Origin of the sequence: Streptomyces sp. NBC_01497 (genome assembly GCF_036250695.1) — a bacterium.
In the GTDB taxonomy this organism is placed as follows: Bacteria; Actinomycetota; Actinomycetes; order Streptomycetales; family Streptomycetaceae; genus Streptomyces.
This window is the reverse complement of sequence record NZ_CP109427.1, coordinates 5,791,134-5,813,348: the sequence shown is the minus strand read 5'-3', so window position 1 is coordinate 5,813,348 and position 22,215 is coordinate 5,791,134. Positions and strand designations below refer to the sequence as shown.

The 22,215-nt window shown below is 73.3% G+C and carries 19 protein-coding genes; 9 read left to right on the top strand and 10 right to left on the bottom strand.

Annotation, left to right across the window (positions count from 1 at the left end):
• The first annotated feature begins 166 nt into the window (after positions 1-166).
• On the top strand, positions 167-337 hold the full coding sequence (locus tag OG310_RS24450) for a hypothetical protein (RefSeq protein WP_329458009.1): 171 nt from the start codon (positions 167-169) through the stop codon (positions 335-337).
• Positions 338-504: 167 nt separating this feature from the next.
• Here the strand turns inward: OG310_RS24450 and OG310_RS24445 are convergent, their stop codons facing one another.
• The 4 genes from OG310_RS24445 to OG310_RS24430 form a co-directional block, all read right to left on the bottom strand.
• The gene (locus OG310_RS24445) at positions 505-1,584 is read right to left on the bottom strand and encodes an RNA polymerase sigma factor (protein ID WP_443078722.1); all 1,080 of its coding nucleotides are present in this window, start codon (positions 1,582-1,584) and stop codon (positions 505-507) included.
• Positions 1,585-1,997: 413 nt separating this feature from the next.
• A complete protein-coding gene (gene dnaG / locus OG310_RS24440; protein WP_329458008.1) occupies positions 1,998-3,938 on the bottom strand; it encodes a DNA primase in 1,941 nt (646 codons plus the stop codon).
• 72 nt (positions 3,939-4,010) lie between these two features.
• The gene (locus OG310_RS24435; protein ID WP_329458007.1) at positions 4,011-5,282 is read right to left on the bottom strand and encodes an NAD(P)/FAD-dependent oxidoreductase; all 1,272 of its coding nucleotides are present in this window, start codon (positions 5,280-5,282) and stop codon (positions 4,011-4,013) included.
• 558 nt (positions 5,283-5,840) lie between these two features.
• Positions 5,841-7,301 carry a deoxyguanosinetriphosphate triphosphohydrolase gene (locus tag OG310_RS24430; RefSeq protein ID WP_329458006.1) on the bottom strand — a complete coding sequence of 487 codons (1,461 nt, stop codon included), beginning with the start codon at positions 7,299-7,301 and terminating at the stop codon, positions 5,841-5,843.
• A gap of 640 nt (positions 7,302-7,941) precedes the next feature.
• Between OG310_RS24430 and OG310_RS24425 the strand changes: the two genes are divergently transcribed.
• Positions 7,942-8,571 carry a SanA/YdcF family protein gene (locus OG310_RS24425; protein ID WP_329458005.1) on the top strand — a complete coding sequence of 210 codons (630 nt, stop codon included), beginning with the start codon at positions 7,942-7,944 and terminating at the stop codon, positions 8,569-8,571.
• Between the two features lie 16 nt (positions 8,572-8,587).
• Here the strand turns inward: OG310_RS24425 and OG310_RS24420 are convergent, their stop codons facing one another.
• On the bottom strand, positions 8,588-9,019 hold the full coding sequence (locus OG310_RS24420; protein ID WP_329458004.1) for a gamma-glutamylcyclotransferase family protein: 432 nt from the start codon (positions 9,017-9,019) through the stop codon (positions 8,588-8,590).
• Positions 9,016-9,381, bottom strand: a complete 366-nt coding sequence (gene cutA / locus OG310_RS24415) for a divalent-cation tolerance protein CutA (protein ID WP_329458003.1) — start codon at positions 9,379-9,381, stop codon at positions 9,016-9,018. Before cutA ends, OG310_RS24420 begins: the two co-directional genes overlap by 4 nt.
• A gap of 514 nt (positions 9,382-9,895) precedes the next feature.
• Here cutA and OG310_RS24410 point away from each other — a divergent pair.
• On the top strand, positions 9,896-10,630 hold the full coding sequence (locus OG310_RS24410; protein WP_329458002.1) for a hypothetical protein: 735 nt from the start codon (positions 9,896-9,898) through the stop codon (positions 10,628-10,630).
• A gap of 310 nt (positions 10,631-10,940) precedes the next feature.
• Complete coding sequence (locus OG310_RS24405; RefSeq protein ID WP_329458001.1) at positions 10,941-11,600, top strand: class F sortase; 660 nt, start codon at positions 10,941-10,943, stop codon at positions 11,598-11,600.
• Positions 11,601-11,777: 177 nt separating this feature from the next.
• On the opposite strand, the gene OG310_RS24400 is transcribed toward OG310_RS24405, so the two are convergent.
• The gene (locus OG310_RS24400; RefSeq protein ID WP_329458000.1) at positions 11,778-12,221 is read right to left on the bottom strand and encodes a MarR family winged helix-turn-helix transcriptional regulator; all 444 of its coding nucleotides are present in this window, start codon (positions 12,219-12,221) and stop codon (positions 11,778-11,780) included.
• Between the two features lie 189 nt (positions 12,222-12,410).
• Here OG310_RS24400 and OG310_RS24395 point away from each other — a divergent pair, with 189 nt between their 5' ends.
• The 5 genes from OG310_RS24395 to pcaB all read left to right on the top strand — a co-directional run bounded on the left by OG310_RS24395 (position 12,411) and on the right by pcaB (position 16,755).
• The gene (locus tag OG310_RS24395; RefSeq protein ID WP_329457999.1) at positions 12,411-13,256 is read left to right on the top strand and encodes a CoA transferase subunit A; all 846 of its coding nucleotides are present in this window, start codon (positions 12,411-12,413) and stop codon (positions 13,254-13,256) included.
• Positions 13,257-13,381: 125 nt separating this feature from the next.
• Complete coding sequence (locus OG310_RS24390; RefSeq protein ID WP_329460354.1) at positions 13,382-14,119, top strand: CoA-transferase subunit beta; 738 nt, start codon at positions 13,382-13,384, stop codon at positions 14,117-14,119.
• The gene (gene pcaH / locus OG310_RS24385; RefSeq protein ID WP_329457998.1) at positions 14,116-14,886 is read left to right on the top strand and encodes a protocatechuate 3,4-dioxygenase subunit beta; all 771 of its coding nucleotides are present in this window, start codon (positions 14,116-14,118) and stop codon (positions 14,884-14,886) included. The genes OG310_RS24390 and pcaH overlap by 4 nt, the downstream gene beginning before the upstream one ends.
• On the top strand, positions 14,886-15,506 hold the full coding sequence (gene pcaG, locus OG310_RS24380; RefSeq protein WP_329457997.1) for a protocatechuate 3,4-dioxygenase subunit alpha: 621 nt from the start codon (positions 14,886-14,888) through the stop codon (positions 15,504-15,506). Before pcaH ends, pcaG begins: the two co-directional genes overlap by 1 nt.
• Positions 15,493-16,755: a 3-carboxy-cis,cis-muconate cycloisomerase gene (gene pcaB / locus OG310_RS24375; RefSeq protein WP_329457996.1), complete on the top strand. Its 1,263-nt coding sequence runs from the start codon at positions 15,493-15,495 to the stop codon at positions 16,753-16,755. Before pcaG ends, pcaB begins: the two co-directional genes overlap by 14 nt.
• Before the next feature lie 217 nt (positions 16,756-16,972).
• Here pcaB and OG310_RS24370 read toward each other — a convergent pair whose 3' ends face one another.
• The 3 genes from OG310_RS24370 to OG310_RS24360 form a co-directional block, all read right to left on the bottom strand.
• The gene (locus OG310_RS24370; RefSeq protein WP_329460353.1) at positions 16,973-17,722 is read right to left on the bottom strand and encodes a GNAT family N-acetyltransferase; all 750 of its coding nucleotides are present in this window, start codon (positions 17,720-17,722) and stop codon (positions 16,973-16,975) included.
• Between the two features lie 687 nt (positions 17,723-18,409).
• A complete protein-coding gene (gene ppdK / locus OG310_RS24365) occupies positions 18,410-21,046 on the bottom strand; it encodes a pyruvate, phosphate dikinase (protein ID WP_329460352.1) in 2,637 nt (878 codons plus the stop codon).
• 490 nt (positions 21,047-21,536) lie between these two features.
• Positions 21,537-22,214 (bottom strand): HAD family hydrolase, encoded by a 678-nt coding sequence (locus OG310_RS24360; protein WP_443078892.1) that lies wholly within the window; start codon positions 22,212-22,214, stop codon positions 21,537-21,539.
• Position 22,215: the final 1 nt, after the last annotated feature.

Sequence of the window (22,215 nt, the reverse complement as noted above, 5' to 3'; positions counted from 1 at the left end):
CGGCGGCGCGGCACCGACGTGGGCGCTGCTCCGGTCCGCCCCGCGCCGTACCGGGCCGCCCCCTGGGCGCGGCGACGGGAGAGGGCCGGAGGGGCCTGTGCATGCTTGTCCGAATTGCGGGTAATCGGGTCGTAGGAGTGATCGAGACCACCATAAGGGGGTTCTCATGGCGGACACGTTCTACAAGCACGGAAGGCCGCAGCACCCCACGCTCCAGGAGGACAGGCCTCGCGGAGGCAGGTCCAAGGGTGTGAAGCATCAGGGCAGCTGGTCTGCCGGTGCCATCGTCCTCGTCATCGTTCTCCTGGTGATCGTGGGAATCGCGTTGTTCCCGTAGAGCTGTGAGATCGGGCCCCGCCCGCACAGCCGAAGCCCGCCTTCGGACCGGAGGGCGGGCTTCCTCATGCCCGGCGCCGGCGCCGCCCGGCGCCCTTCGAAGCCACGTCGGCCGGCGACCGTGTGCGCGTGTGCACCGTGTGCGCGTGGCCACCCGGTCCGCGCGGGTCAGTCGAGGTAGCCGCGGAGCTGGTCGGCGAGGGCGTGGTCGCGGAGCTTGCCGAGCGTGCGGGACTCGATCTGCCGTATCCGCTCCCGGGTCACGCCGAAGATCTGCCCGATCTCCTCCAGCGTGCGGGGGCGGCCGTCGGTCAGGCCGTAGCGGAGCTGGATGACCTTGCGCTCACGCTCGCCGAGCGTCGAGAGCACCGCCTCCAGGTGCCGGCGGAGCAGCAGGAACGCCGCGGACTCGACCGGCGACGCGGCGTCACCGTCCTCGATCAGGTCGCCCAGCGCGAGGTCCTCCTCCTCGCCGATCGGCGCGTACAGCGAGACGGGCTCCTGGGCGAGCCGCAGGACCTCGCCGACCCGCTCGGGTGCGAGTCCGAGCTGCGCCCCGACCTCGGCCGGCGTCGGTTCGTATCCCTGTTCCTGCAGCATCCGGCGCTGTACCCGCACCACGCGGTTGATCAGTTCGACCACGTGCACGGGCACCCGGATGGTCCGGGCCTGGTCGGCGAGGGCGCGGGACATGGCCTGCCGGATCCACCAGGTCGCGTAGGTGGAGAACTTGTAGCCGCGCGCGTAGTCGAACTTCTCGACCGCCCTGATCAGTCCGAGGTTGCCCTCCTGGACGAGGTCGAGCATGGTCAGCCCGCGGCCCACGTAGCGCTTGGCCACCGAGACCACGAGCCGCAGATTCGCCTCGATGAGACGGCGTTTGGCCATCCGGCCGAGGACGACGATCCGGTCGAGGTCCAGTGCGAGGCGCTCGTCCAGGCCCGGCACCGTTTCGAGCTTGTGCTCCGCGAACAGACCGGCCTCGACCCGCCGGGCGAGTTCGACCTCCTCCACCGCGGTCAGCAGCCGCACCCGGCCGATCTCACGCAGGTACTGGCGCAGCAGGTCGGAGGAGGCGGCGCCGGTGCCGACGTACGCCCCGGGGCGGCGCCCAGGGGGCTCCGGCACGTCCGGGACGTCGTGGGTGTCCCCCGGATCCCGCGCCTCGGGCAGGCCGGGGGCGCCGGGCCCGTCGGGTGTCCGGGAGGAGTGGGGCACGTCCGGTGCGGTCAGTGTCTGGGTCTGCACGAGGCGACCTCCAGATGGTCGCTGCCGGGCTCGGGAGTGTGCGGCAGCAAGAACCCGCCCTCAGTGTGGCGTACGGCACATCGCCGCCACGAGGGGCGTGCGCGCACTTTTTACCCGGCGCGCGGGAGGCCGTCGCGGCGGGCCCCCGGAGGGCCGGGAGCCACCGCGGACGGCCGGGGAGGCCGTCGCGGCCCACCACCGGAGGTCAGCGCCGCCGGCCACGGGGGCAACCCGGCGACGCCGTGGCAGGGCCCTGGGACGGCGCGCGGAGGCCGGGGACGTCACGCGTGGACCCGGGGAAGGGCTTCGGGTACAGGGCGCGGAGCCCGGGGAAGGGACGCGGCGGGTACGAGGCGCGGGGCCCCGGGAGGGGGCGCGGCGCCCGGGGCCGTACCGGCGGTGGGTGGCGGGGCTTACAGGGCGTCGACGCCGTTGTTTCGCAGGGCCTGACCGTACTGCTGCAGCACCCACAGTTCGCTCTGCACGGCCGCGTACTGCTGCGGGTCGCCTCCGTTGCCGAGGCGCGTCAGGGACGACGTGACGTCCTGGATACGGCGGTCGACGGCCCGGATGCGGACCTGCACGAGCTGCTGGCCCGCGTACAGCTCGTCGATGGTCTTGCCGCGGAAGACCTCCACGGCCAGCTCGGTCACCAGTTTGCGCACCGTGTCGTCGGGGGCCGCCTCGCGGACCCGCGCCAGGTAGTCCCGGACATCGGCGCGGCCCATCTCGGCGCCGCCCACCTCGTCGATGCACGCCCGCACCGCCGCGTACGGCGGGGCCGTGAACTCGTCGGTCTCGTAGGCGTCGAAGGCGGGCGTCACGAGTTCGGGGCGCTGGAGCGCGAGCTTCAGCAGCTCGCGCTCGGTCGCGTAGACCGGGTTGCGCAGGTACAGCGCGGGGCCCGAGGGCCCCCTGCGCTCATCGGGGCCCGGCCGGCCGGACCCGCCGCCGGGGCCGGTCCGACTCTGGTCCGCGCCCTGGCCCTGGCCCGGCCCCGGCGCGGGGCCCCGGCCGCCCCGGTCGCGGGCCCAGCGCGCCAGCTGGGACACGCGCTTGACGACGAACTGCGTGTCGAGGATGCCGAGCATCCCGGCCAGTTGCACCGCGACCTCGTGCTGCGACGCGGAGTTCTTGATGCGCGCGACGATCGGCGCGGCCTCGTCGAGCGCCGCCGCCCGGCCCGCCGGGACCTCCAGGTCGTAGCGGCTCACGATCTGGCGGATGGCGAACTCGAACAGCGGGGTGCGTGGCTGCACCAGGTCCTGGACGGACGAGTCGCCCTTGGCGAGGCGCAGTTCGCAGGGGTCCATGCCGTCCGGGGCGATCGCGATGTACGTCTCGGCGGCGAACTTCTGGTCGTCCTCGAAGGCGCGCAGGGCCGCCTTCTGGCCCGCCGCGTCGCCGTCGAAGGTGAAGATCACCCGGGCGCTGCCGTTGTCCATCAGCAGCCGGCGGAGGATCTTGATGTGGTCGCCGCCGAACGCCGTGCCGCAGGTCGCGATGGCGGTGGTGACCCCGGCGAGATGGCACGCCATGACGTCCGTGTAGCCCTCGACGACGACGGCCCTGCTCGCCTTGGCGATGTCCTTCTTGGCCAGGTCGACGCCGTAGAGGACCTGGGACTTCTTGTAGATGGGCGTCTCGGGCGTGTTCAGGTACTTGGGCCCGTTGTCGTCCTCGCGCAGGCGGCGCGCACCGAATCCGACGACATCACCCGAGATGTCCCTGATGGGCCACATCAAACGGCCCCGGAAGCGGTCGATCGGGCCGCGCCTGCCGTCCTGCGAGAGGCCGGACATGATCAACTCGCGGTCGGTGAAACCCTTCCCACGCAGGAACCGGGTGAGGTGGTCCCAGCCGGCCGGACTGTAGCCGACCTCGAAGTGCTCCGCCGCGGCCTGGTCGAAACCGCGCTCGGCGAGGAACTTCCGGCCGATCTCGGCCTCCGGGGAGTCCAGCTGCTCCACGTAGAACCGGGCGGCACTCACATGCGCCTCGACCAGGCGCGTACGCTCCCCGCGCTGGCTCGACGGGTTGTAGCCGCCCTCCTCGTACCGCAGCGTGATGCCGGCGCGCACCGCCAGGCGCTCGACCGTCTCGGAGAACGAGAGATGGTCGATCTTCATCACGAAGGCGAAGGTGTCCCCGCCCTCCTGGCAGCCGAAGCAGTGGAAGAGACCCTTGCTCGGACTGACCTGGAAGGACGGGGACTTCTCGTCGTGGAAGGGGCACAGGCCCTTGAGGTTGCCGCCGCCCGCGTTGCGCAGCTGGAGGTACTCGGAAACGACGGCGTCGATCGGGACCGCGTCCCGAACCGCCTTCACGTCGTCATCGTTGATCCTGCCGGCCACGCCTGAATCCTACGGGGACGAACGGGTACTCCCGCGCCGGGCGGGGTGCCCGGCATCCCCCGGGCGGCGAACTCAGCGCCCGATCCCGCCCAGCGGTACGGACGGGTCGGCGAGGGCCTGGGTGTCGGCGGGCACGCCCGAGCGGATCAGGCGCTGGATGTCCTCCGTCACATCCCACACGTTGACGTTCATCCCGGCGAGCACCTTGCCGCCCCTCAGCCAGAACGCGATGAACTCCCGCTTGCCGGTGTCCCCGCGCACCACCACCTCGTCGTACGCGCCGGGCGGCGCCCAGCCCGAGTACTCAAGGCCGAGGTCGTACTGGTCCGAGAAGAAGTACGGGACACGGTCGTACGTGACGTCCTGCCCGAGCATCGCGCGGGCGGCGACCGGACCCGCGTGCAGCGCGTTCGCCCAGTGCTCGACGCGAACCCGGCCGCCGGCCGCAGCACCCCACGGGGACGGCACGGACGCCACGTCGCCCGCCGCGTGGATGTCCGGGTCCGAGGTCCGCAGAGCCGCGTCCACAGCGATACCCCCGCCCTCGGCCCGGTCCGCGAGCGCGAGTCCCGCGGCCTCGGCGAGGGCGACCCGGGGCGCGGCGCCGATCGCGGCGAGCACATCGTGCGCCGGATGTTCCTCCCCGTCGTCCGTGCGGGCCGCCAGGACCACCCCGTCCTGCCCGACGATCTCGGTGAGCCGCGCGCCGAAGTGGAAACGGACTCCGTGCTCGGCGTGCAGGTCGGTGAACAACTGCCCGATCTCGGGGCCGATGACCCGGTGCAGCGGGGTGGCCTCGCCCTCGACGACGGTGACCTCCGCCCCGTATGTACGGGCGGCCGCGGCGACTTCGAGGCCGATCCAGCCCGCGCCCGCGATGACGATGTGGCCGTTGTCACGGCCGAGGGAGGTCAGGACCTGGCGCAGCCGCTCGGCGTGCGCGAGCCGGCGCAGATGGTGCACGCCGGCGAGCCCGGTGCCGGGGACGTCCAGCCGCCGGGGCTCGGCGCCCGTGGCGAGCAGCAGTTTGTCGTACCGCACCGAGCTGCCGTCGCCGAGGTGGACGGCGTGGCCCTCGCGGTCGACGGAGGTGACGGTCTGCCCGAGATGCAGCTCCACCTCGTTCTTCGCGTACCAGGCGGGGTCGTGGACGAAGACGCTGGAACGCTCGTCCTTGCCCACGAGATAGCCCTTGGAGAGTGCGGGGCGCTCGTAGGGGTGGTCGCGCTCGTCACCGATCAGGATCACTCGGCCGGTGAATCCCTCCACGCGGAGGGTCTCCGCCGCTTTCGCCGCCGCTAGACCGCCACCGACGATGACGAATGTGCGATGTGCGTCGACCACTTGATGCCTCCTCGTAGTGCTGCCGCCATCTGCGAGCGTCCCGCACGGAGCGTGATGGCGGAAGAGGGAGTGCTCCACGGGAGTGTCTTCTTGCCCCGTTTCGGACGGTGATGCCGGATACCACCGGTTCCGCACGAGCGTGTCCGGTGACGAGGGAGGGCCGGCGGCCGTCGGGGCGTGTGGGGGGGTCGGTGGTGAGCGGACGGTGCGTGGATCCTGTGCGGCCGGAGGGCAGCCGGCGGATGACGGATGGATGTCGAGTCGATCTTGCCGCATGCCGGGGCACCGGTGCGGAGGCGGGGCGGGCTGTGGAGCGCCGCAGGGCACCGGTGCTCAGGCGGGGCGGGCCACGAGGTGCCGCGGGGGCGATCACGTCCGGGCGGTCGGGGCGTGTGAAGGGCGGCTGGGGGCCGGGCTGTCGGCGTCCGGCCTGCGCCGGCCCGCGGACGGACGCGGCCGGTGGACGGCCGCGGCCGGTGGACGGACGCCGCGCCGACTGCGGGCTGCCGGACGCAGTGCCGGCTACGGGCTGGCGACGGCGGGCTGCCGATCGTGTCGTTACGGGCGGGTGGTGACGCGTGCGTGCAGAGCCCGGGCGGCCGCGTCCGTGAGAGAGGCGATCTGGTCCACCACGGCCCGTTTGCGGGCCGCGTCGTCCGCTGCCGCCTCGAACAGGGCGCGGAACTGCGGGTTCAGGCCGTGCGGCGCGCGTTCGACGAGCGTGTGCGCGAGTTCCGTGAGGACGACCCGCTGGTCGGCCCGGATCGCCTCCTGCTCGGGCCGCTGCATGACGTACCGGTCCGCCACCGCCTTGAGGACGGCGCATTCGAGCCGGGCGGGGCGCGGGACCACGAGCCGCGCACCGTAGCGGGTCAGCGGCCCCGGACCGTACGCGGCGCGCGTCGCACCCTCGGCGCTCAGGCAGAACCTGCCGATGAGCTCACTGGCGGCGTCCTTGACCCTGCCCTGGGCGACGGCCGAACCGTCGTAGACGTCGGGCCACCACTCCTGCGCCATCAGGCGGTCGAGCGCGGCGGACAGTTCCGCGGGATCGGTACCGGGGTCCGTGTAACGGCCCACGGCCACGGCCCAGATCGCCTGGCGCTCGGTGGGCGAGGCCAGGGCCGCGGGGTCGATGTACCCGGCGTACAGACCGTCCTCGAAGTCGTGGACGGAGTACGCCACATCGTCGGACCAGTCCATGACCTGCGCCTCGAAGCAGGTACGGCCCTCGGGGACGCCCTCGCGCACCCAGGCGAACACCGGCAGGTCGTCCTCGTACACACCGAACTTGACGTGGCCCGCCGGAGTGGCCGCGGGCGCCCCACCGCGCGGCCAGGGGTACTTGGTGGCGGCGTCGAGCGCCGCGCGGGTCAGGTTGAGACCCACACCCACCTGGGAGGTGCCGGGGCCGGGCGATGCGGGGGAAGCGGGAGCGGAGCCGTCACGGGGCCGGGCAGCGGCGCCGGGCGCGGCGAAGCGCTTCGGCTCGATCCGGGTGAGGAGCCGCAGGGACTGGGCGTTGCCCTCGAACCCGCCGCAGTCCGCGGCGAACTGGTCGAGAACGCGTTCCCCGTTGTGGCCGAAGGGCGGATGCCCCATGTCGTGGGAGAGGCAGGCCGCTTCCACCAGGTCGGGGTCGCAGCCCAGGGCCGCCCCGAGTTCACGGCCCACCTGGGCGCATTCGAGGGAGTGGGTGAGCCGGGTGCGCGGGCTCGCGTCCCACTCCTCGCCGGGCGCGCCGGGGGTGACGACCTGGGTCTTCCCGGCCAGCCTGCGCAGGGCCGAGGAGTGCAGGACACGGGCCCTGTCGCGCTGGAACGCCGTCCGGCCGGGGCGTTTGTCGGGTTCGGTGACCCAACGGGCCGTGTCGGCGGGGCCGTAGCGGCCGGCGCTGCCAGGGCCGGAGCCTTCGTGGGGGGAGGCTCCCCCGCCGGAGGAATCCGCGGAAGGGGAACCGGCGCCGGAGGAACCGGCGGAAGAGGGGCGGGACGGGGTGGAGCCGGAAGTGCCTGCCATGGTCCCGACGGTAACCGGAGCCGACGGGAAAGCGGTGCTCATCCCGGGTGCGGACCCGATCCGTACGGGGTGCCAACGGGGGCGACCGGGATACCGCCTGGACACCGGCGGGGATCACACAGCGCGCCGACCGGGTCGGGACAGGGCGCGCACAGACGGCTGTGGTGCCGATCGCGGGCGGCACCCGCCGCGGGCGGTCGTGACAGCCGTACGCAAGCGGCGGAACGAACCGCGCGGGGCCAGGGGGCGTCCCCCACGGGGGGAGCCGGCGAGCAGGAGGGGTCCGTTGTCACGCGGGAGGCCCGGGCGACGGCGCCGACGGGAACGCGCGGACGGTGGAGCGGCGGACGTGGTGGGAGGAGTGCAGGGCGTGCGAGAGGGACGGATGTCGCGGGCGGCGCGTTCACAACAGGCGAGATCCTGGAAAGAGACGGGACGTAGGGAACAGGCGGGATCTTCGCAACGGACAGGACGTTCACAACAGGCGGGGTCTTCGAAAGAGGCGGGACGTAGGCAACGGGTGGGGTCTTCGGAACAGGCGGGGCCTGCGCGACGGGCGGGACGGGCGGCGCGGGCACTGCGCGCGGTACGAGCCGCACTGCGGACACGGCGCTGGCAGCGGCGTCTGACCCAGGCGGTGATGGGGGTCTGCGCACTGGCGCTGGCGCCCGCCGCGTGGCTGCATCTGAGCACCGGCGACCGGATGCGGACGGTGGCGGACGTGCCCGCGACGGACGTCGCGGTGGTGTTCGGCGCGGGCCTGCGCGACGGCACTCCCACGGCGTACCTGGCGCACCGGCTGGACACGGCCGCGGAGCTGTACCGGACAGGGAAGGTGAAGGTGGTGCTGGTCAGCGGCGACAACAGCACCAAGGACTACGACGAGCCGGACGCGATGAGCGCGTATCTCGTCCGGCACGGGGTGCCGCGCGCCCGCGTCGTGGACGACTATGCGGGCTTCGACACCTGGAACTCCTGTACACGCGCCGAGAAGATCTTCGGCGTGCGGCGGGCGGTCCTGGTGACCCAGGGCTTCCACGTGCCGCGCGCGCTGGCGCTGTGCCGGGCGGCGGGCATCGAGGCGTACGGCGTCCCGGCGTCCGATCCGCACGATGTGACCTGGTACTACGGCGAGGCGCGCGAGGTCCTGGCCGCGGACAAGGCGTCACTCGACGCGATGCTACGGCCCGCCCCGACGTTCCTCGGCCCCAAGGACCACGGCGTCGCGCGAGCGCTCGCGTCCTCCTCCGCAACGAGTGGCTCCGGCTGAACGGCGCCCCTCCGGATCAGGGGCGGGCCCGCCAGTCGTCGTGCGGGACGCGGCGGCCGTGTGCGCGCAGTTCCGCGGCGAGATCCGGGGGAGCGACGTAGACCCAGGCCATGACCGTGACCCCGCGATCCGTGCGCGTCGGCCCGTACACCCGCTCGTACAGGTTGTTCCGTGCTCCGGGCACGGTGAAGCCCTCCAGCCGGTCCAGCGCCGCGAGCAGGCCGGCGTACGCACCGGGCGCGGCCGTCACCAGCTCGCCGGCCGCGGCGCCGAGGGTGCCGTCGGCCGCTTCCAGAACCGCGTACGGGTAGCCCGGCCCTTCGTACAGCGCTGCCCCCGGCAGGACGGCCGCGACCGGCGGGCCCGCCGTCCTGCCGCGCAGGAACGCGTCATGATGGGCGCCCCCGGCGCGGAGCGTGCCGTAGACGAAGAAGGGTGGCCCGGTCACGAGGTACGGGTCTGTTCCGCCACCCAGGCCAGGTAGTCCGCGCTCCCGCGCACGAGGGGCACCGCGACGATCTCGGGGGTGTCGTAGTCGTGTGCGGCACGCAGATGCGCCTCCAGCGCGTCGTACACGTCGTGGGTCGTCTTGAAGACGATCTGCCACTCCCGGTCCGTACGGAGGACGCCCTCCCAGCGGTAGACGGAGGTGACGGGCGCCGAGATCTGCGCACAGGCCGCGAGGCGGGCCGTGACGGCGCCGGCCGCCAACGCCTCGGCCTTGGCCGCACTGTCGGTCGTGGTGAGCACCACCAGGCACGAGTCGCCCGCAGGCGGGGTCGCTGGACGCGAAGCACCGGGGTCGGGCACGGAACGCTCCTTCGGTCGGGGCCGATGGGACACAGGACGGCAACGGTAGGGGACGAAGCGGCAGGGCCGAAGGGATCGCACGGTCGCCGGAGTCGCCGTGGTCGCCAGGGACCGCGGACTCCCCGGGCTCCGCGTCGTTCTGTGCCGTCCCGTGCCGTCCGGCCGTCCGGTGCCGTTGTGCCGTCCTCGGGGCCCGCGGCGGCGGGAGAGCCGGGGCGCGGCGACCGGCGGTCCGGCCGCGCTGCCGACCCTCGGGTCCGCGACGCCGAGGGGTTCCCGTTCCCGTGCCGAGGGGTTCCCGTTCCGGCGGAAGCGGAACACGTCACCCGTTCGGCGCGAGGCGGCCGGGATCGTGGCCGTGACGCAGGGAGCCCGCGCTGAACTGCGGCGATGCCGCGAGCCCTCCCAGGCCGGGCTCCCCCGGGGCGGCCATCTGATACGCCCTCAGCAGGCGCGGGGGCGTCCGCACGCCTTACCTCTGGAGAGGAGACACCACCCTTTCCCGGAGGACAGCATGCCCAGGACCGCCCGCACCGCCCGCCTGATGACCGGTGCCGCACTGGCCGCCGCGTCGCTCGGTCTGGCCGCCGCGGGCACGTCACCCGCGCTCGCGGGATCGCCGGGATACGGTCCCCCGGCCGCCGCCCCCGCGTCGGTCGCCCGCAAGGCCGTGCCCGTGCCCGGGCCCGTCGGGCCCGACGCGACGGCCCCGGGCACGGGCACAGGCACGGCGGTTGCCGGTGCGGGCGAGGACGACGTGGCACCGGGGTCGGACGGCTTGCCCCCCGACGACGGCGACCAGGCCCAGGACGACCCGAAGGCCGCGGCGAGCGCGGGTGCGGTGCCAGGTCACTCCGCGTCGCCGCCGCTCGATGCGGGGAGCCAGAAGCAGACCGGTCGGGTGGAGGACCCCGGGCTGCCGCCGGCGCCCGACGATCCCGGCGCGTCGCTCCTCCCGGGCGACCCCGAGGAGTCCGCGCGTCCGGCCGCCCCCGGGTACCCGGTCGGGCCCGCCGGATCCGACGACCAGGCCGGATCCGACGACCAGGCCGGATCCGACGACCAGGCCGGGCCGGCCCGGCCGGCCGGGCCGCCTTCCGGGATACCGCACGGCCACCTCCATACCGGGGTGGGCGGCAGTGTGCATGTCGATGTCCCCAAGGTCGCGGTGGGTTCGGCCGTTCTGGCCGGGTCCGCCGTGGGCGGGGTATGGCTCCTGCGTCGCCGGGCGAGCGGCACGCAGAGCTGACGGGCCGCGGATCCCACCCGCCGAATGCCCGCACCCGCCCCAAGTCCCCGCCCTCGTCACGCTTTTCGCTGACGCGGGCGGGGACCTCCATGCCACGGCTCTCCCGTCCGATCCGCCGCGCACGGCTGCGTCGGCCCCCGGCTGCACCGCCCCGCCGGCCGCGTCCTCGCCCTCTGCTTCGGCTGCGTCATCGGCCTCGGCCTCGGCCTCGGCCCCAGCAGCCGCGTCGTCTTCACCCACTCACCCGCTCCACCCGTTCATTCGGTCCGTCCCCGGTCCCGGTCCCGGCCCGGGCAGAAAGGGTCACGGCATGAGCGCCAACGGCGCCAAGGGCAGGGCCTGGGGGCTGGCCACGGCCGCCTGCGTCGGCCTCTGGCTCGTACAGACGGGGCTGCGGCCCGTGACACCACCCGCTCCGACGGTGACGCAGGCCTTCGCGGGCCACGCGGAGCCCGGCGGCGCGGGGCGCACGGCGGCGGTCCCCCACGCACGCCCCGGTCCCGCACCGCTGCCGGCGTCGGCACCCGTACGGCTGCGTATCCCGCGTATCGGCGTGGACGCCCCGATGGCGGGCCTCGGCCTGACCCGGGACGGGCGCCTCGACGCGCCCCCGGCCTCCCGCGGCGATCTCGCGGGCTGGTACGAGCGGGGGACGACGCCCGGCGCGAAGGGCACCGCGATCGTGGCAGGCCATGTGGACACGGCGCGCGGCCCGGCCGTCTTCTACAACCTGGGCACGCTCCGCAAGGGCGACCGGATCGAGATCACCCGGCGTGACGGGCGCACAGCGGTGTTCGGCGTGGACGCGGTCGAGGTCTACAAGAACAGCGCCTTTCCCAACCACAAGGTCTACGCGGCGGCGAACCGCCCCGAACTGCGCGTGATCACCTGCGGGGGCGGCTTCTCGCCGAGCACGGGCTACGAGGGCAACGTGGTCACCTACGCCCACCTCACCGGCGTCCGGGGCTGAGCCGCGACGGCGGCACGCGTCGCCGCCCGGCCGGACGGCCGGCCTCCCGAGGTGGCCGCGGCCGTGCTCCACCTGGCGTCGGCCGCCGCCACGGCCGCCGTGCGCTCGGACCTCGTGCCCGACGGCGGCGCCTGCGCCCGACGCCACCAGCACGCGGCCCCGGCACCGCCGAAGACCTCACGCCCGGTCGCGAACTTTTTCCGCCTCGTCCGCGACCCGCGCGATCAGCCGCAGCAGCGTCGCCCGCTCGTCCTCCTCCAGCGGTGCGAGGAAGACCATGTTCATGGCCTCCGTCCGGGCGGCGAGCCTGCGGTGTGCCCTCGCCCCCTCGGCTGTCGCGCGCAGCACGTTGCGCCGCCCGTCGAGTGGGTCCCGTACCCGCTCCAGCAGGCCGCGCCGGGCCAGCCGGGCGACGACGTCCGCGACCGTCGAGCGGTCGAGCCGTACCTCCTCGCCCAGCGTGCGCTGGTCGATGTCGGGCTTCTCCACCAGGGTGTTGAGCACGGCGAACTGCGGTGAGGTGGTCTCCTGCGAGACGAGCGTCGACCAGAGCAACGTGTGCGCCTGCTGGAGTCTGCGGGCCAGGTGACCGGGGTGCGTACTGAGATCGACCGCTGCCATGCGCCCCACACTCCGCTGTTGGATAACCGTGCCCAATACTTCATTTGCTCCGTGTACTGAGCTATTGACGACCGCCGAACTGCCTGGAAGTGTACGGGTTCAGTAGAGAACCGTCAGTACACAGAGCATTTTGAACAACGAGCACGCGGAGCGGTCACCGCTCCGGTGATCCGAGGAGAGAGAGGCCGGATGGCCGGGATGCGCAGCCTCCACGACGCCGTGGCGGAACTCGTCCACGACGGGGACACCGTCGCGCTGGAGGGGTTCACCCATCTGATCCCGTTCGCCGCCGCGCACGAGATCATCCGCCAGGGCATCACCGACCTGACACTCGCGCGTATGACCCCCGACGTCGTCTACGACCAGCTCATCGGGGCGGGCCTCGTCCGCAAGCTGGTCTTCTCCTGGGGCGGCAACCCGGGTGTCGGGTCGCTGCACCGGTTCCGGGACGCCGTGGAGAACGGCTGGCCCCGCCCGCTGGAGCTCGACGAGCACAGCCACGCGGGGATGGCCAACCGCTATGTGGCGGGCGCCTCCGGGCTGCCCTTCGCCACGTTGCGCGGCTATCGCGGCTCCGACCTCCCGACGCGTACGGACACCGTCGCGACGGTCGTCTGCCCGTTCACCGGCGAGGAGTTGGCAGCGGTACGCGCGCTCAACCCCGATGTGGCGATCATCCACGCGCAGCGCGCCGACCGCGCGGGCAATGTGCAGATGTGGGGCCTGACCGGCGTGCAGAAGGAGGCCGTCCTCGCCGCGCGGCGCTCGCTGGTGACCGTCGAGGAGGTCGTGGACGCGCTGGAGCCGCGACCGGGCGCCGTGGTGCTGCCGCACTGGGTGGTGGACGCGGTGAGCGTCGTGCCGGGCGGTGCGCACCCCTCGTACGCGACGGGCTACTCGGAGCGCGACAACGCTTTCTACACGGCGTGGGACGCGATCGCCCGGGACCGTGAGGCGTTCACGCGCTGGCTGGACACAGAGGTCAGGGGCGCGGCCGGCGCCGGGAGCAGCGAAGCGGAGGCGACCGTACGATGAGCGACGCGACCGGAGAGACATCGCGCGGCGGCAGCGACAACAACGGCACCAGCGGCGTCGGTGGCGTCGGTGGCGGTGTGGACCAGGACGCGAGGCGCGCCGGCGGTTTCACCAGTGACGAGCTGATGGAGGTCAACGCGGCCCGCGCACTGGCCGGTTCACGTACCTGCTTCGTCGGCATCGGCCTGCCGTCCACCGCCGCGAACCTGGCGCGCGCGACCCACGAGCCCGACCTCGTGCTGATCTACGAGTCGGGCACGATCGGCTCCCGGCCGACCCGGCTGCCGCTGTCCATCGGCGACGGCGAACTCGCCGACACCGCCGACGCGGTCGTCGCGGTACCGGAGATGTTCAACTACTGGCTCCAGGGCGGCAGGATCGACGTCGGCTTCCTCGGCGCCGCCCAGGTCGACCGGTTCGCCAACGTCAACACGACGGTCGTCGCACGCGGCGCGGACAGGCCCGAGGCCCGGCTGCCGGGCGCCGGCGGGGCTCCGGAGATCGCCGCGAACTGCAAGAAGGTCCTGCTCGTGCTGCGCCACACCCCCCGGGGTTTCGTCGGCACGCTCGACTTCGTCACGACGATGGGCCACGGCTCCGGCCCCGGCGACCGGGCCAAGTACGGGATGCGGGGCGAGGGGCCCGTCGCGGTCATCACGGACCTCGGCATCCTGCGGCCCGACCCGGCCACCTCGGAGCTGGTGCTGACCGAGACCCATCCCGGCGTCACGGTGGACCAGGTCAGGGCGGCGACCGGATGGGACCTGAAGGTCGCCCCCGACGTCGCCACGACCGCGCCGCCCACGGCCGGTGAGCTGGCCGCGCTGCGCACGCTCAAGGCCGCGGGGAGGAAGGCGTCATGACCACCCAGGACGAGATATCGGCGGAGATCCGGGCCGCGCGCGACGCGTACGAGAAGGGCCGCGCGGACGGCGCTCCCGCCGCCCACCACCCCTCGCGCTCCTATGCCCCGTACCGCAGTTCGGTGCTCCGCCACCCGCGGCAGCCGCTGGTGGCGGTCGCCGCCGACGGAGACCCGGAGACGGTCGAGCTGTCCGGTCCGGTGTTCGGCAGCACGGACGTGACCGCGCTGGACCGCGACCTGACCCGGCAGCACCACGGCGAGCCGCTCGGGGAGCGCATCACCGTCTCGGGCCGGCTCCTCGACGGGCGCGGCAGGGCGCTCGCCGGTCAGCTGATCGAGCTGTGGCAGGCGAACGCGTCCGGGCGCTACGCACACCAGCGCGACGACCATCCGGCGCCGCTGGACCCCCACTTCACCGGAGTCGGCCGGGTCCTCACCGGCGACGACGGCACGTACTCCTTCACGACCGTCAAGCCGGGCGCGTACCCGTGGCGCAACCACGACAACGCCTGGCGGCCCGCGCACATCCACTTCTCCGTGTTCGGGCAGGCGTTCACCCAGCGCCTGGTGACGCAGATGTACTTCCCAGGGGACCCGCTGTTCCCCTACGACCCGATCCTCCAGTCGGTGACGGACCGGGCGGCGCGGGAGCGGCTCGTCGCGACGTACGACCACGAGCTGTCACGGCCCGAGTTCTCGCTCGGCTACCGCTGGGACATCGTGCTGGACGGACCGTCCGCCACCTGGATCGAGGAGGGTCGCTGATGCCGGAGCCGACGTCCGCAACGCCATCCGTACCGACGTCCGGGCCGGCCCCGGCGCCGGTTTCCGCGCCGACGCCCTCGCAGACCGTGGGCCCGTTCTACGGGTACGCGCTGCCGTTCCCCGGTGGCGGTGACATCGCACCCGCCGGGCACCCGGAGGCCGTCACGGTGCACGGTCACGTGTACGACGGCGCGGGGGCGCCGGTGCCCGACGCGCTGCTGGAGTTCTGGCAGGGCGGCCCCGGCACGGGCCTGCCGGGATCGATGCGGCGCGACGGGGTGACCGGCGGGTTCCTCGGACGCAACGGCGTGGACTTCACCGGCTTCGGCCGGGTCCCGACCGACGCGGACGGGCACTACACGCTGCGGACCCTGCCCCCCCGGGTGCCGGAGCCGCTGCCGTATCTCAGCGTGTGCGTGTTCGCGCGCGGCCTCACCCACCACCTCTACACGCGGGTGTACCTGACGGACGGACGGGACGCGCTGCTCGGGGCGCTGGACCCGGCGCGGCGGGCGACCCTGGTGGCACGCCGCGAGGAGGGGCCGGCGCGGCACCGTACCTACCGCTTCGACATCCGCCTGCAGGGAGAAGGGGAAACGGTCTTCCTTGAGTTCCACTGAAGCCGGCGGGCTGTTCGGGCTGCTGACGTCGGCCGCCACGGATACGGCGGCCGAGTCCGCGACCGGCGACGCGGCGCTGCTACGGGCCCTCGTCGCGGCGGAGACCGCACTCGCCCGGGCACAGGGCGCGCCGCGCGAGGCCGTCGAGGCGATCGCGGCGGCCGGGGCCCGGCTGGACGTACGGGAGATGGCCCTGCGTGCCCGCGCGGGCGGCAACCCGGTGATCCCGCTGGCCGAGGCGCTGCGCGGCGCGGTCGGCGCGCCCTCGGCGCGGTACGTGCACCGGGGCGCGACCAGCCAGGACATCCTGGACACCGCGCTGATGCTGGTGGCAGCCCGGACACGGCGGCTGATCCTGGCGGATCTGGAGCGTACGGCGACCGCGCTGGCGCGCCTCGCGGCGGAGCACCGGGACACGGTGATGCCGGGCCGCACCCTGACGCAGCACGCGGTCCCGACGACGTTCGGGCTGAAGGCGGCGGGCTGGCGTTCGCTGGTCCTGGACGCCCGCGACCGCCTGGCGGCGGTACGGCTGCCCGCCCAACTGGGCGGCGCGGCGGGCACACTGGCCGCGCTGGGCGGCGCGGCCGCGCTAGCCCACGCGGCGGCGTACGCCCGGGAACTCGGCCTGACAGAACCCGTGCTGCCGTGGCACACCCTGCGCACCCCGGTCGCGGACCTGGGCTGTGCGCTCGCCTTCGCCTGCTCGGCCCTGGGCAAGACGGCCGTGGACGTGCTGACCCTGTCGCGCACGGAGGTCGCCGAGGTCGCGGAAGGCAGCGGCGGCGCTTCGTCGGCGATGCCGCACAAGGCGAACCCCGTGCACGCGACGCTGGTGGCGGCCGCCGCCCGGCAGGCACCCGCCCACCTGTCCGTCCTGCTCTGCGCGGTTCCGGCCGAGGACGAGCGGCCGGCCGGTGCCTGGCACGCCGAGTGGACCCCGCTGCGTGAACTCCTGCGCCTCGCGGGCGGTTCGGCTGAGCACACGGCTCAACTGGCGTCCGGATTGCGGATCTTCCCGGATCGTATGGCGCGCAACCTCTCCCTGACGGGCGGGTTGATCGTCAGCGAGCGCTTCGCGACGGAGCTGGGCAAGCAGGAAGTGGGGAAACTGATCGACCGCGCGGCTGCGGCGGACGCACCGTTCGCGGAGGTGGCCGAGGCGGCGGGCTTCGGGGACCTCCTGCCCCCGGAGCGCTGGTCGGGGGCGGCGGGCGCCCTGGTGGACCGCGCGCTGGAACGGACGTGACACGGGGATGATCAGGCACGGTCGCTCGGGCCCGGCTTCCGGCCACCGCACGGCCGCCCCGCGTGCCCTGGGGCCCGGGGCGGACGCACGGCCACCACGCCTGTCCTGCGTGTCGTATGTGTCCTACGGCCTTTCGGCCGCCGTACGCCGCGTCACGCATCCCACCGGCCCGGGCGGACGCCCCTTCCGGGACGACCGTCCGGGCTCTCCGTCCGGGTTACGGCAGCGAGATGTACAGGCGGTTGCCCGCCGGCCGGTAGCCGAGGCGTTCGTACACGCGGCGCGAGCCGTCGCCGGAGTACTCCAGCCACACCGACCCGGCGCCGGCGCCGAACATCGCCTCCGTCAGGGACGCGACGACCGCCGCCGCGACTCCCTGGCCACGATGGGCCGGGCGGGTGCCGACCCCCGCCAGTTCCGACGTGCCGACGGCCGGGGGCGAGCAGGAACCGCCGCCCGCGCACCCGCCGTCCGGGGTGCGGACGAGACGGACGGCTCCCCCGCGTTCCTGCGTGCGGCGCAACCGGGCGGCCCCCTCCGGCGAGGGGGCGAACTGGCCGTCGAACGCGTCGCACAGGGCGGCGTCGAGCACGGCGTACTCGTCGTCGGTGCGCGGGAGGTCCGCCGCGGGACCGCCGGGAGCCGGAGCGGTCAGGGTGCCCGGCGTGCAGACCAGGTAGACGTGCTCCTCCTCGGTGATGAACCCGGCAGTACGCAGGGCGGGTTCGACGGCGGGCGCGGCCACGGGCGCGAATTCCAGGCGGGGCTTCAGTCCGCGTGCGCGGAACTCCCCGACGAGCGCCGCGACATCGGCGGTGGTGGGTTCGGCGCCGGGCAGCGGCGTGGCGTAGTTGATGTACGGGCTGGTGGTGTCCGGGTCGAATCCCGCGACGAAGCCCGCGGTCTCGACGACCACGGGGCGGCGGCGGAGGTTGGCCACGGCGAAGTTCTGGACAGGGGTGTCCACGGTGTTGATCGACCTCACGTGAGAACAGAAGCGACAGGTGTCTCCCGGGCGTCACGCCGGGACGGTGCGCGAGGCACCGCACGTGGGGCCGCCGTGCCCGGTACGGGCAGGCAGGACGCAGAGAGCGGGAGCAGTGTCCGCTCAGTGCCGGGGGCGGCCGCTGAGGGGCGCCGGGTCCATAGGTCTTCGGTCCTAGCCGTGAGGTCGCGCACGGATGCGCGGGGAGGAGTGACGCCTCGCATCGTGCCACGCCCGGCGCGGACGGCACAAGGCAGTTTTCGGCGCGGGCGCGCGGCCCACCACGGGCTTTGGCGTACGGCGCGGGCGGGCGGCCCACCACGGGCTTTGCCGTGCGGTGCGGGACGGGCCCCGGGCCCGGTGGCGGTGGCGGTGGCGGCGAGCCCGGCGGTGGCCATGAGCCGGGCGGCCCTGAACCGGGCGCTCGTGAGCGGGGACAGGCTCCCGGGCCGAGCGGCCGTGAGCGGGGAGAAGGCGCACGAGGCGGGCGCCCCGCACGGCGCCCGCCTCTTCGTGGACCGGGGCCACCGGACCCGCGTCGGTGAGGGGGTCGCGGGTCCGGTGGCTCCGGTGGCTCTTTTTCGGTGACGCCGGGTGCCCCCGCCCGCCGTCCCTTCCGGTCAGGGGGGCGAACGGCCCCCGCTCGGACTCCCCTGTCACCAGGGGGTGTTACGCGCCCGACGCCGCCGCGCGGCCCGCCTCGAGGCGGGCGACCGGGATGCGGAACGGCGAACAGGACACGTAGTCGAGGCCCACCTCGTGGAAGAAGTGGACGGACTCGGGGTCCCCGCCGTGCTCACCGCAGATGCCGAGCTTGAGGCCGGGCCGGGTGGCCCGGCCCGCTTCCACGGCGTCCCGCACGAGCGCGCCCACGCCGTCGCGGTCGATGGTCTCGAACGGGGAGACGCCGAAGATGCCCTTCTCCAGGTACGCGGTGAAGAAGCTGGCCTCGACGTCGTCGCGGCTGAAGCCCCACACGGTCTGTGTCAGGTCGTTGGTGCCGAACGAGAAGAACTCGGCGGCCTCCGCGATCTGACCGGCCGTGAGCGCGGCGCGCGGCAGCTCGATCATCGTGCCGAGGGCGATCTTCAGCCGGGTGCCCGTCGCCCGTTCGACGTCCGCGATGACCCCCAGGGCCTCCTCCCGTACGATCTCCAGCTCCTGCACGGTGCCGACAAGCGGGATCATGATCTCGGCGCGGGGGTCGCCCTTGGCCTCCTTGCGCGCGGCGGTGGCTTCCGCGATGGCCCTGACCTGCATGGCGAACAGACCGGGGATGACCAGGCCGAGCCGGACGCCGCGCAGCCCGAGCATCGGGTTCTGCTCGTGCAGCTTGTGCACGGCCTGGAGCAGCCGCAGATCGTTCTCGTTGTGGTCCTTGCGGGACTCCGCGAGGGCCACCCGTACCGACAACTCCGTGATGTCGGGCAGGAACTCGTGCAGCGGCGGGTCCAGCAGCCGTACGGTCACGGGCAGCCCGTCCATGACTTCGAGCAGTTCCACGAAGTCGGCCTTCTGCAGCGGCAGAAGCTGGCCGAGCGCGGCGTCGCGCTCCTCGTCGGTGTCGGCGAGGATCAGCCGTTCTACCATCTCGCGGCGTTCGCCGAGGAACATGTGCTCGGTGCGGCACAGGCCGATGCCCTGCGCGCCGAACCGGCGGGCCCGCAGCGCGTCCTCGGTGTTGTCGGCGTTCGCCCGTACCCGCAGCCGGCGCCTGCGGTCGGCGTACGCCATCATCCGGTGCACGGACTCGACGAGTTCACCGGCCTCCTCCGCGCCCGCGTGCATCCGTCCCTCGAAGTACTCGACCACGGGCGACGGTACGACGGGCACCTCGCCGAGGTAGACCTTCCCGGTGGAGCCGTCGATGGAGATGACGTCGCCCTCCTCGACGACCCGCGAACCGACGCTCAGACAGCGCTTCTTGGTGTCGACCTCCAGCTCCTCGGCGCCGCACACGCAGGTCTTGCCCATGCCGCGCGCGACCACCGCTGCGTGCGAGGTCTTGCCGCCGCGCGAGGTGAGGATGCCCTGGGCGGCGATCATGCCTTCGAGGTCGTCGGGGTTGGTCTCGCGCCGTACGAGGATGACCTTCTCGCCGGAGCGGGACCACTTGATGGCCGTGTACGAGTCGAAGACGGCCTTGCCCACGGCGGCGCCGGGCGACGCGGCGATGCCCCGGCCGAGGAGGTCCCGCTTCGCGTCGTCGTCGAAGCGCGGGAACATCAGCTGGGCGAGCTGGGCGCCGTTGACGCGGTGCAGCGCCTCGGCCTCGTCGATCAGGCCCTGGTCGACGAGCTGGGTCGCGATACGGAACGCCGCGCCCGCCGTGCGTTTGCCGACCCGGGTCTGGAGCATCCACAACGTGCCGCGCTCGATGGTGAACTCGATGTCGCACAGGTCGCGGTAGTGGTTCTCCAGCGTCCGCATGATGCCGAGGAGCTGGTCGTAGGAGACCTTGTCGATGGTCTCCAGGTCGGCGAGCGGCACGGTGTTGCGGATGCCCGCGACGACGTCCTCGCCCTGCGCGTTCTGCAAGTAGTCCCCGTAGACGCCCTGGTGGCCGCTGGCGGGGTCACGGGTGAACGCGACGCCGGTGCCCGAGTCGGGGCCGAGGTTGCCGAAGACCATTGCGACGATGTTGACGGCCGTGCCCAGGTCGCCGGGGATGCGCTCCTGGCGCCGGTAGAGCTTGGCGCGGTCGGTGTTCCAGGATTCGAAGACCGAGCGGACGGCGAGGTCCATCTGCTCGCGGGGGTCCTGCGGGAACTCGCGGCCCGCCTCGCGCGAGACGATCTTCTTGTACACCTTGACGAGCTTTTTGAGGTCCGCCGCCTCCAGTTCGACGTCGGTCGCCGCGCCGCGCCCGCGCTTCGCCTCGTCCAGGGCCTCCTCGAAGAGTGCGCCGCCGACGCCGAGGACGGTCGTGCCGAACATCTGGATAAGGCGGCGGTACGAGTCCCACGCGAAGCGCTCGTCGCCGGCCTGGGCGGCGAGGCCCGCCACGGAGTCGTCGGAGAGGCCGACGTTGAGCACCGTGTCCATCATGCCGGGCATGGAGAACTTGGCACCGGAGCGCACGGAGACGAGGAGGGGGTCGTCGCTCTGGCCGAGCTTCTTGCCCATGGTCTCTTCCAGGGCGGCGAGGTGCGCACTCACCTCGCGGCGCAGCGTGGCCGGTTCACTGCCGGAGGAGAGGTAGACCTTGCACGCCTCGGTGGTGATGGTGAAGCCGGGCGGGACGGGCAGGCCGAGGTTGGTCATCTCGGCGAGATTGGCGCCCTTGCCGCCGAGCAGCCCCTTCATGCCCTTGTTGCCCTCGGTGAAGTCGTAGACGTACTTCTCCGAGGCCGCGGCCTCGGCCTTGCCGCTCGTGCCCGCCCGCTCGGTCTGCTCCGCGGGCGCTGTCTGCTCCGACTGCTCCGCCGGCCGATCTTTGTTTTCCGACACGGTCTCGACTCCTCGGGACGCGGTGGCTGCCCTGACGGCGAGGAACATACCCAGATCAAAGGCTTCTGGAGATGTCCACCTGTCTGTCATACGGCCATAACCACCCGTCCGCCACCGGATCTAAAGCGTCGTCGGGCGGCCGGGCCACTCCGGCTCCTTCAGGACACGAAGGGACAATGACTCCCCCATGACGCCAACCGCTCATATGAGCGATGACAACGACGTCTGAGTTCACGTGTCGAACGCCGAGGAGGTGGCACTGGGTGCCACCCCTTCGGGCTCAGAAACGGGCCGCGAGTGCTCATATGAGCAAAACGCGAATCATACGTGGCGAATATCACGCCCCCTATGGCCTAAAGTCGGCGGTCAGACAGGTGGCGAGTTCCGCGGGTCCCACCCCTTCGAGGCTGCTCGTGAAGTACCGGCCCTCGCCCTCCTCCACGGGCAGCAGCGACGGTACGACGAGCACCGCGCACCCGGCCGCGCGGGCGGACGCGGTGCCGTCCGGGGAGTCCTCCACGGCCACGCAGGCGCTGGGCGGGACTCCGAGCCGGCCGGCCGCCGCCAGGTAGGGATCCGGGTGCGGCTTGGTCCGTTCGGTGTCGTCGGCCGAGAGCGTGAACGCGAAGCCCGCTCCGGCCAGCGCGCCACCCACCACCGAGTCGACCACCGCCCGCGGCGAGGCACTCACCAGTGCGAACGGCACATCGGCGGCCCGTAGAGAGGCCAGCAGCTGCCCGACGCCCGGGCGCAGCGGAGCGCCCGCGTCGACGCGCCGGAAGAAGGCGGCGGTCAGTTCGGCGGCGACGGCCTCGACGCTCGCCGCGGTCCCGGCGGACCAGGCATCGGCGCCACCGGCGCCCGCCGCGCCGACGGCCCCCACGAGGTGCGCCGCGGTGTCCCGGACGGCGCGGCCCACGACCTCGGGGGCGTCGTCGTCGCCCAGTTGGTGACCGAGCGAGGCCGCCACCTCGGCGGCGGTGTCCCACCACAGGCACTCGGTGTCGACGAGGGTGCCGTCCATG

Bases quoted from the DNA above. Each gene is read 5' to 3' on its own strand.
- OG310_RS24450 (WP_329458009.1), top strand. From the start codon at position 167: ATGGCGGACACGTTCTACAAGCACGGAAGGCCGCAGCACCCCACGCTC.
- OG310_RS24430 (WP_329458006.1), bottom strand. From the start codon at position 7,301: ATGGCAGGCACTTCCGGCTCCACCCCGTCCCGCCCCTCTTCCGCCGGT.
- OG310_RS24425 (WP_329458005.1), top strand. From the start codon at position 7,942: ATGGGGGTCTGCGCACTGGCGCTGGCGCCCGCCGCGTGGCTGCATCTG.
- OG310_RS24410 (WP_329458002.1), top strand. From the start codon at position 9,896: ATGCCCAGGACCGCCCGCACCGCCCGCCTGATGACCGGTGCCGCACTG.
- OG310_RS24405 (WP_329458001.1), top strand. From the start codon at position 10,941: ATGAGCGCCAACGGCGCCAAGGGCAGGGCCTGGGGGCTGGCCACGGCC.
- OG310_RS24400 (WP_329458000.1), bottom strand. From the start codon at position 12,221: ATGGCAGCGGTCGATCTCAGTACGCACCCCGGTCACCTGGCCCGCAGA.
- OG310_RS24395 (WP_329457999.1), top strand. From the start codon at position 12,411: ATGGCCGGGATGCGCAGCCTCCACGACGCCGTGGCGGAACTCGTCCAC.
- OG310_RS24390 (WP_329460354.1), top strand. From the start codon at position 13,382: ATGGAGGTCAACGCGGCCCGCGCACTGGCCGGTTCACGTACCTGCTTC.
- pcaH (WP_329457998.1), top strand. From the start codon at position 14,116: ATGACCACCCAGGACGAGATATCGGCGGAGATCCGGGCCGCGCGCGAC.
- pcaG (WP_329457997.1), top strand. From the start codon at position 14,886: ATGCCGGAGCCGACGTCCGCAACGCCATCCGTACCGACGTCCGGGCCG.
- ppdK (WP_329460352.1), bottom strand. From the start codon at position 21,046: ATGAAGGGGCTGCTCGGCGGCAAGGGCGCCAATCTCGCCGAGATGACC.
- OG310_RS24360 (WP_443078892.1), bottom strand. From the start codon at position 22,214: ATGGACGGCACCCTCGTCGACACCGAGTGCCTGTGGTGGGACACCGCC.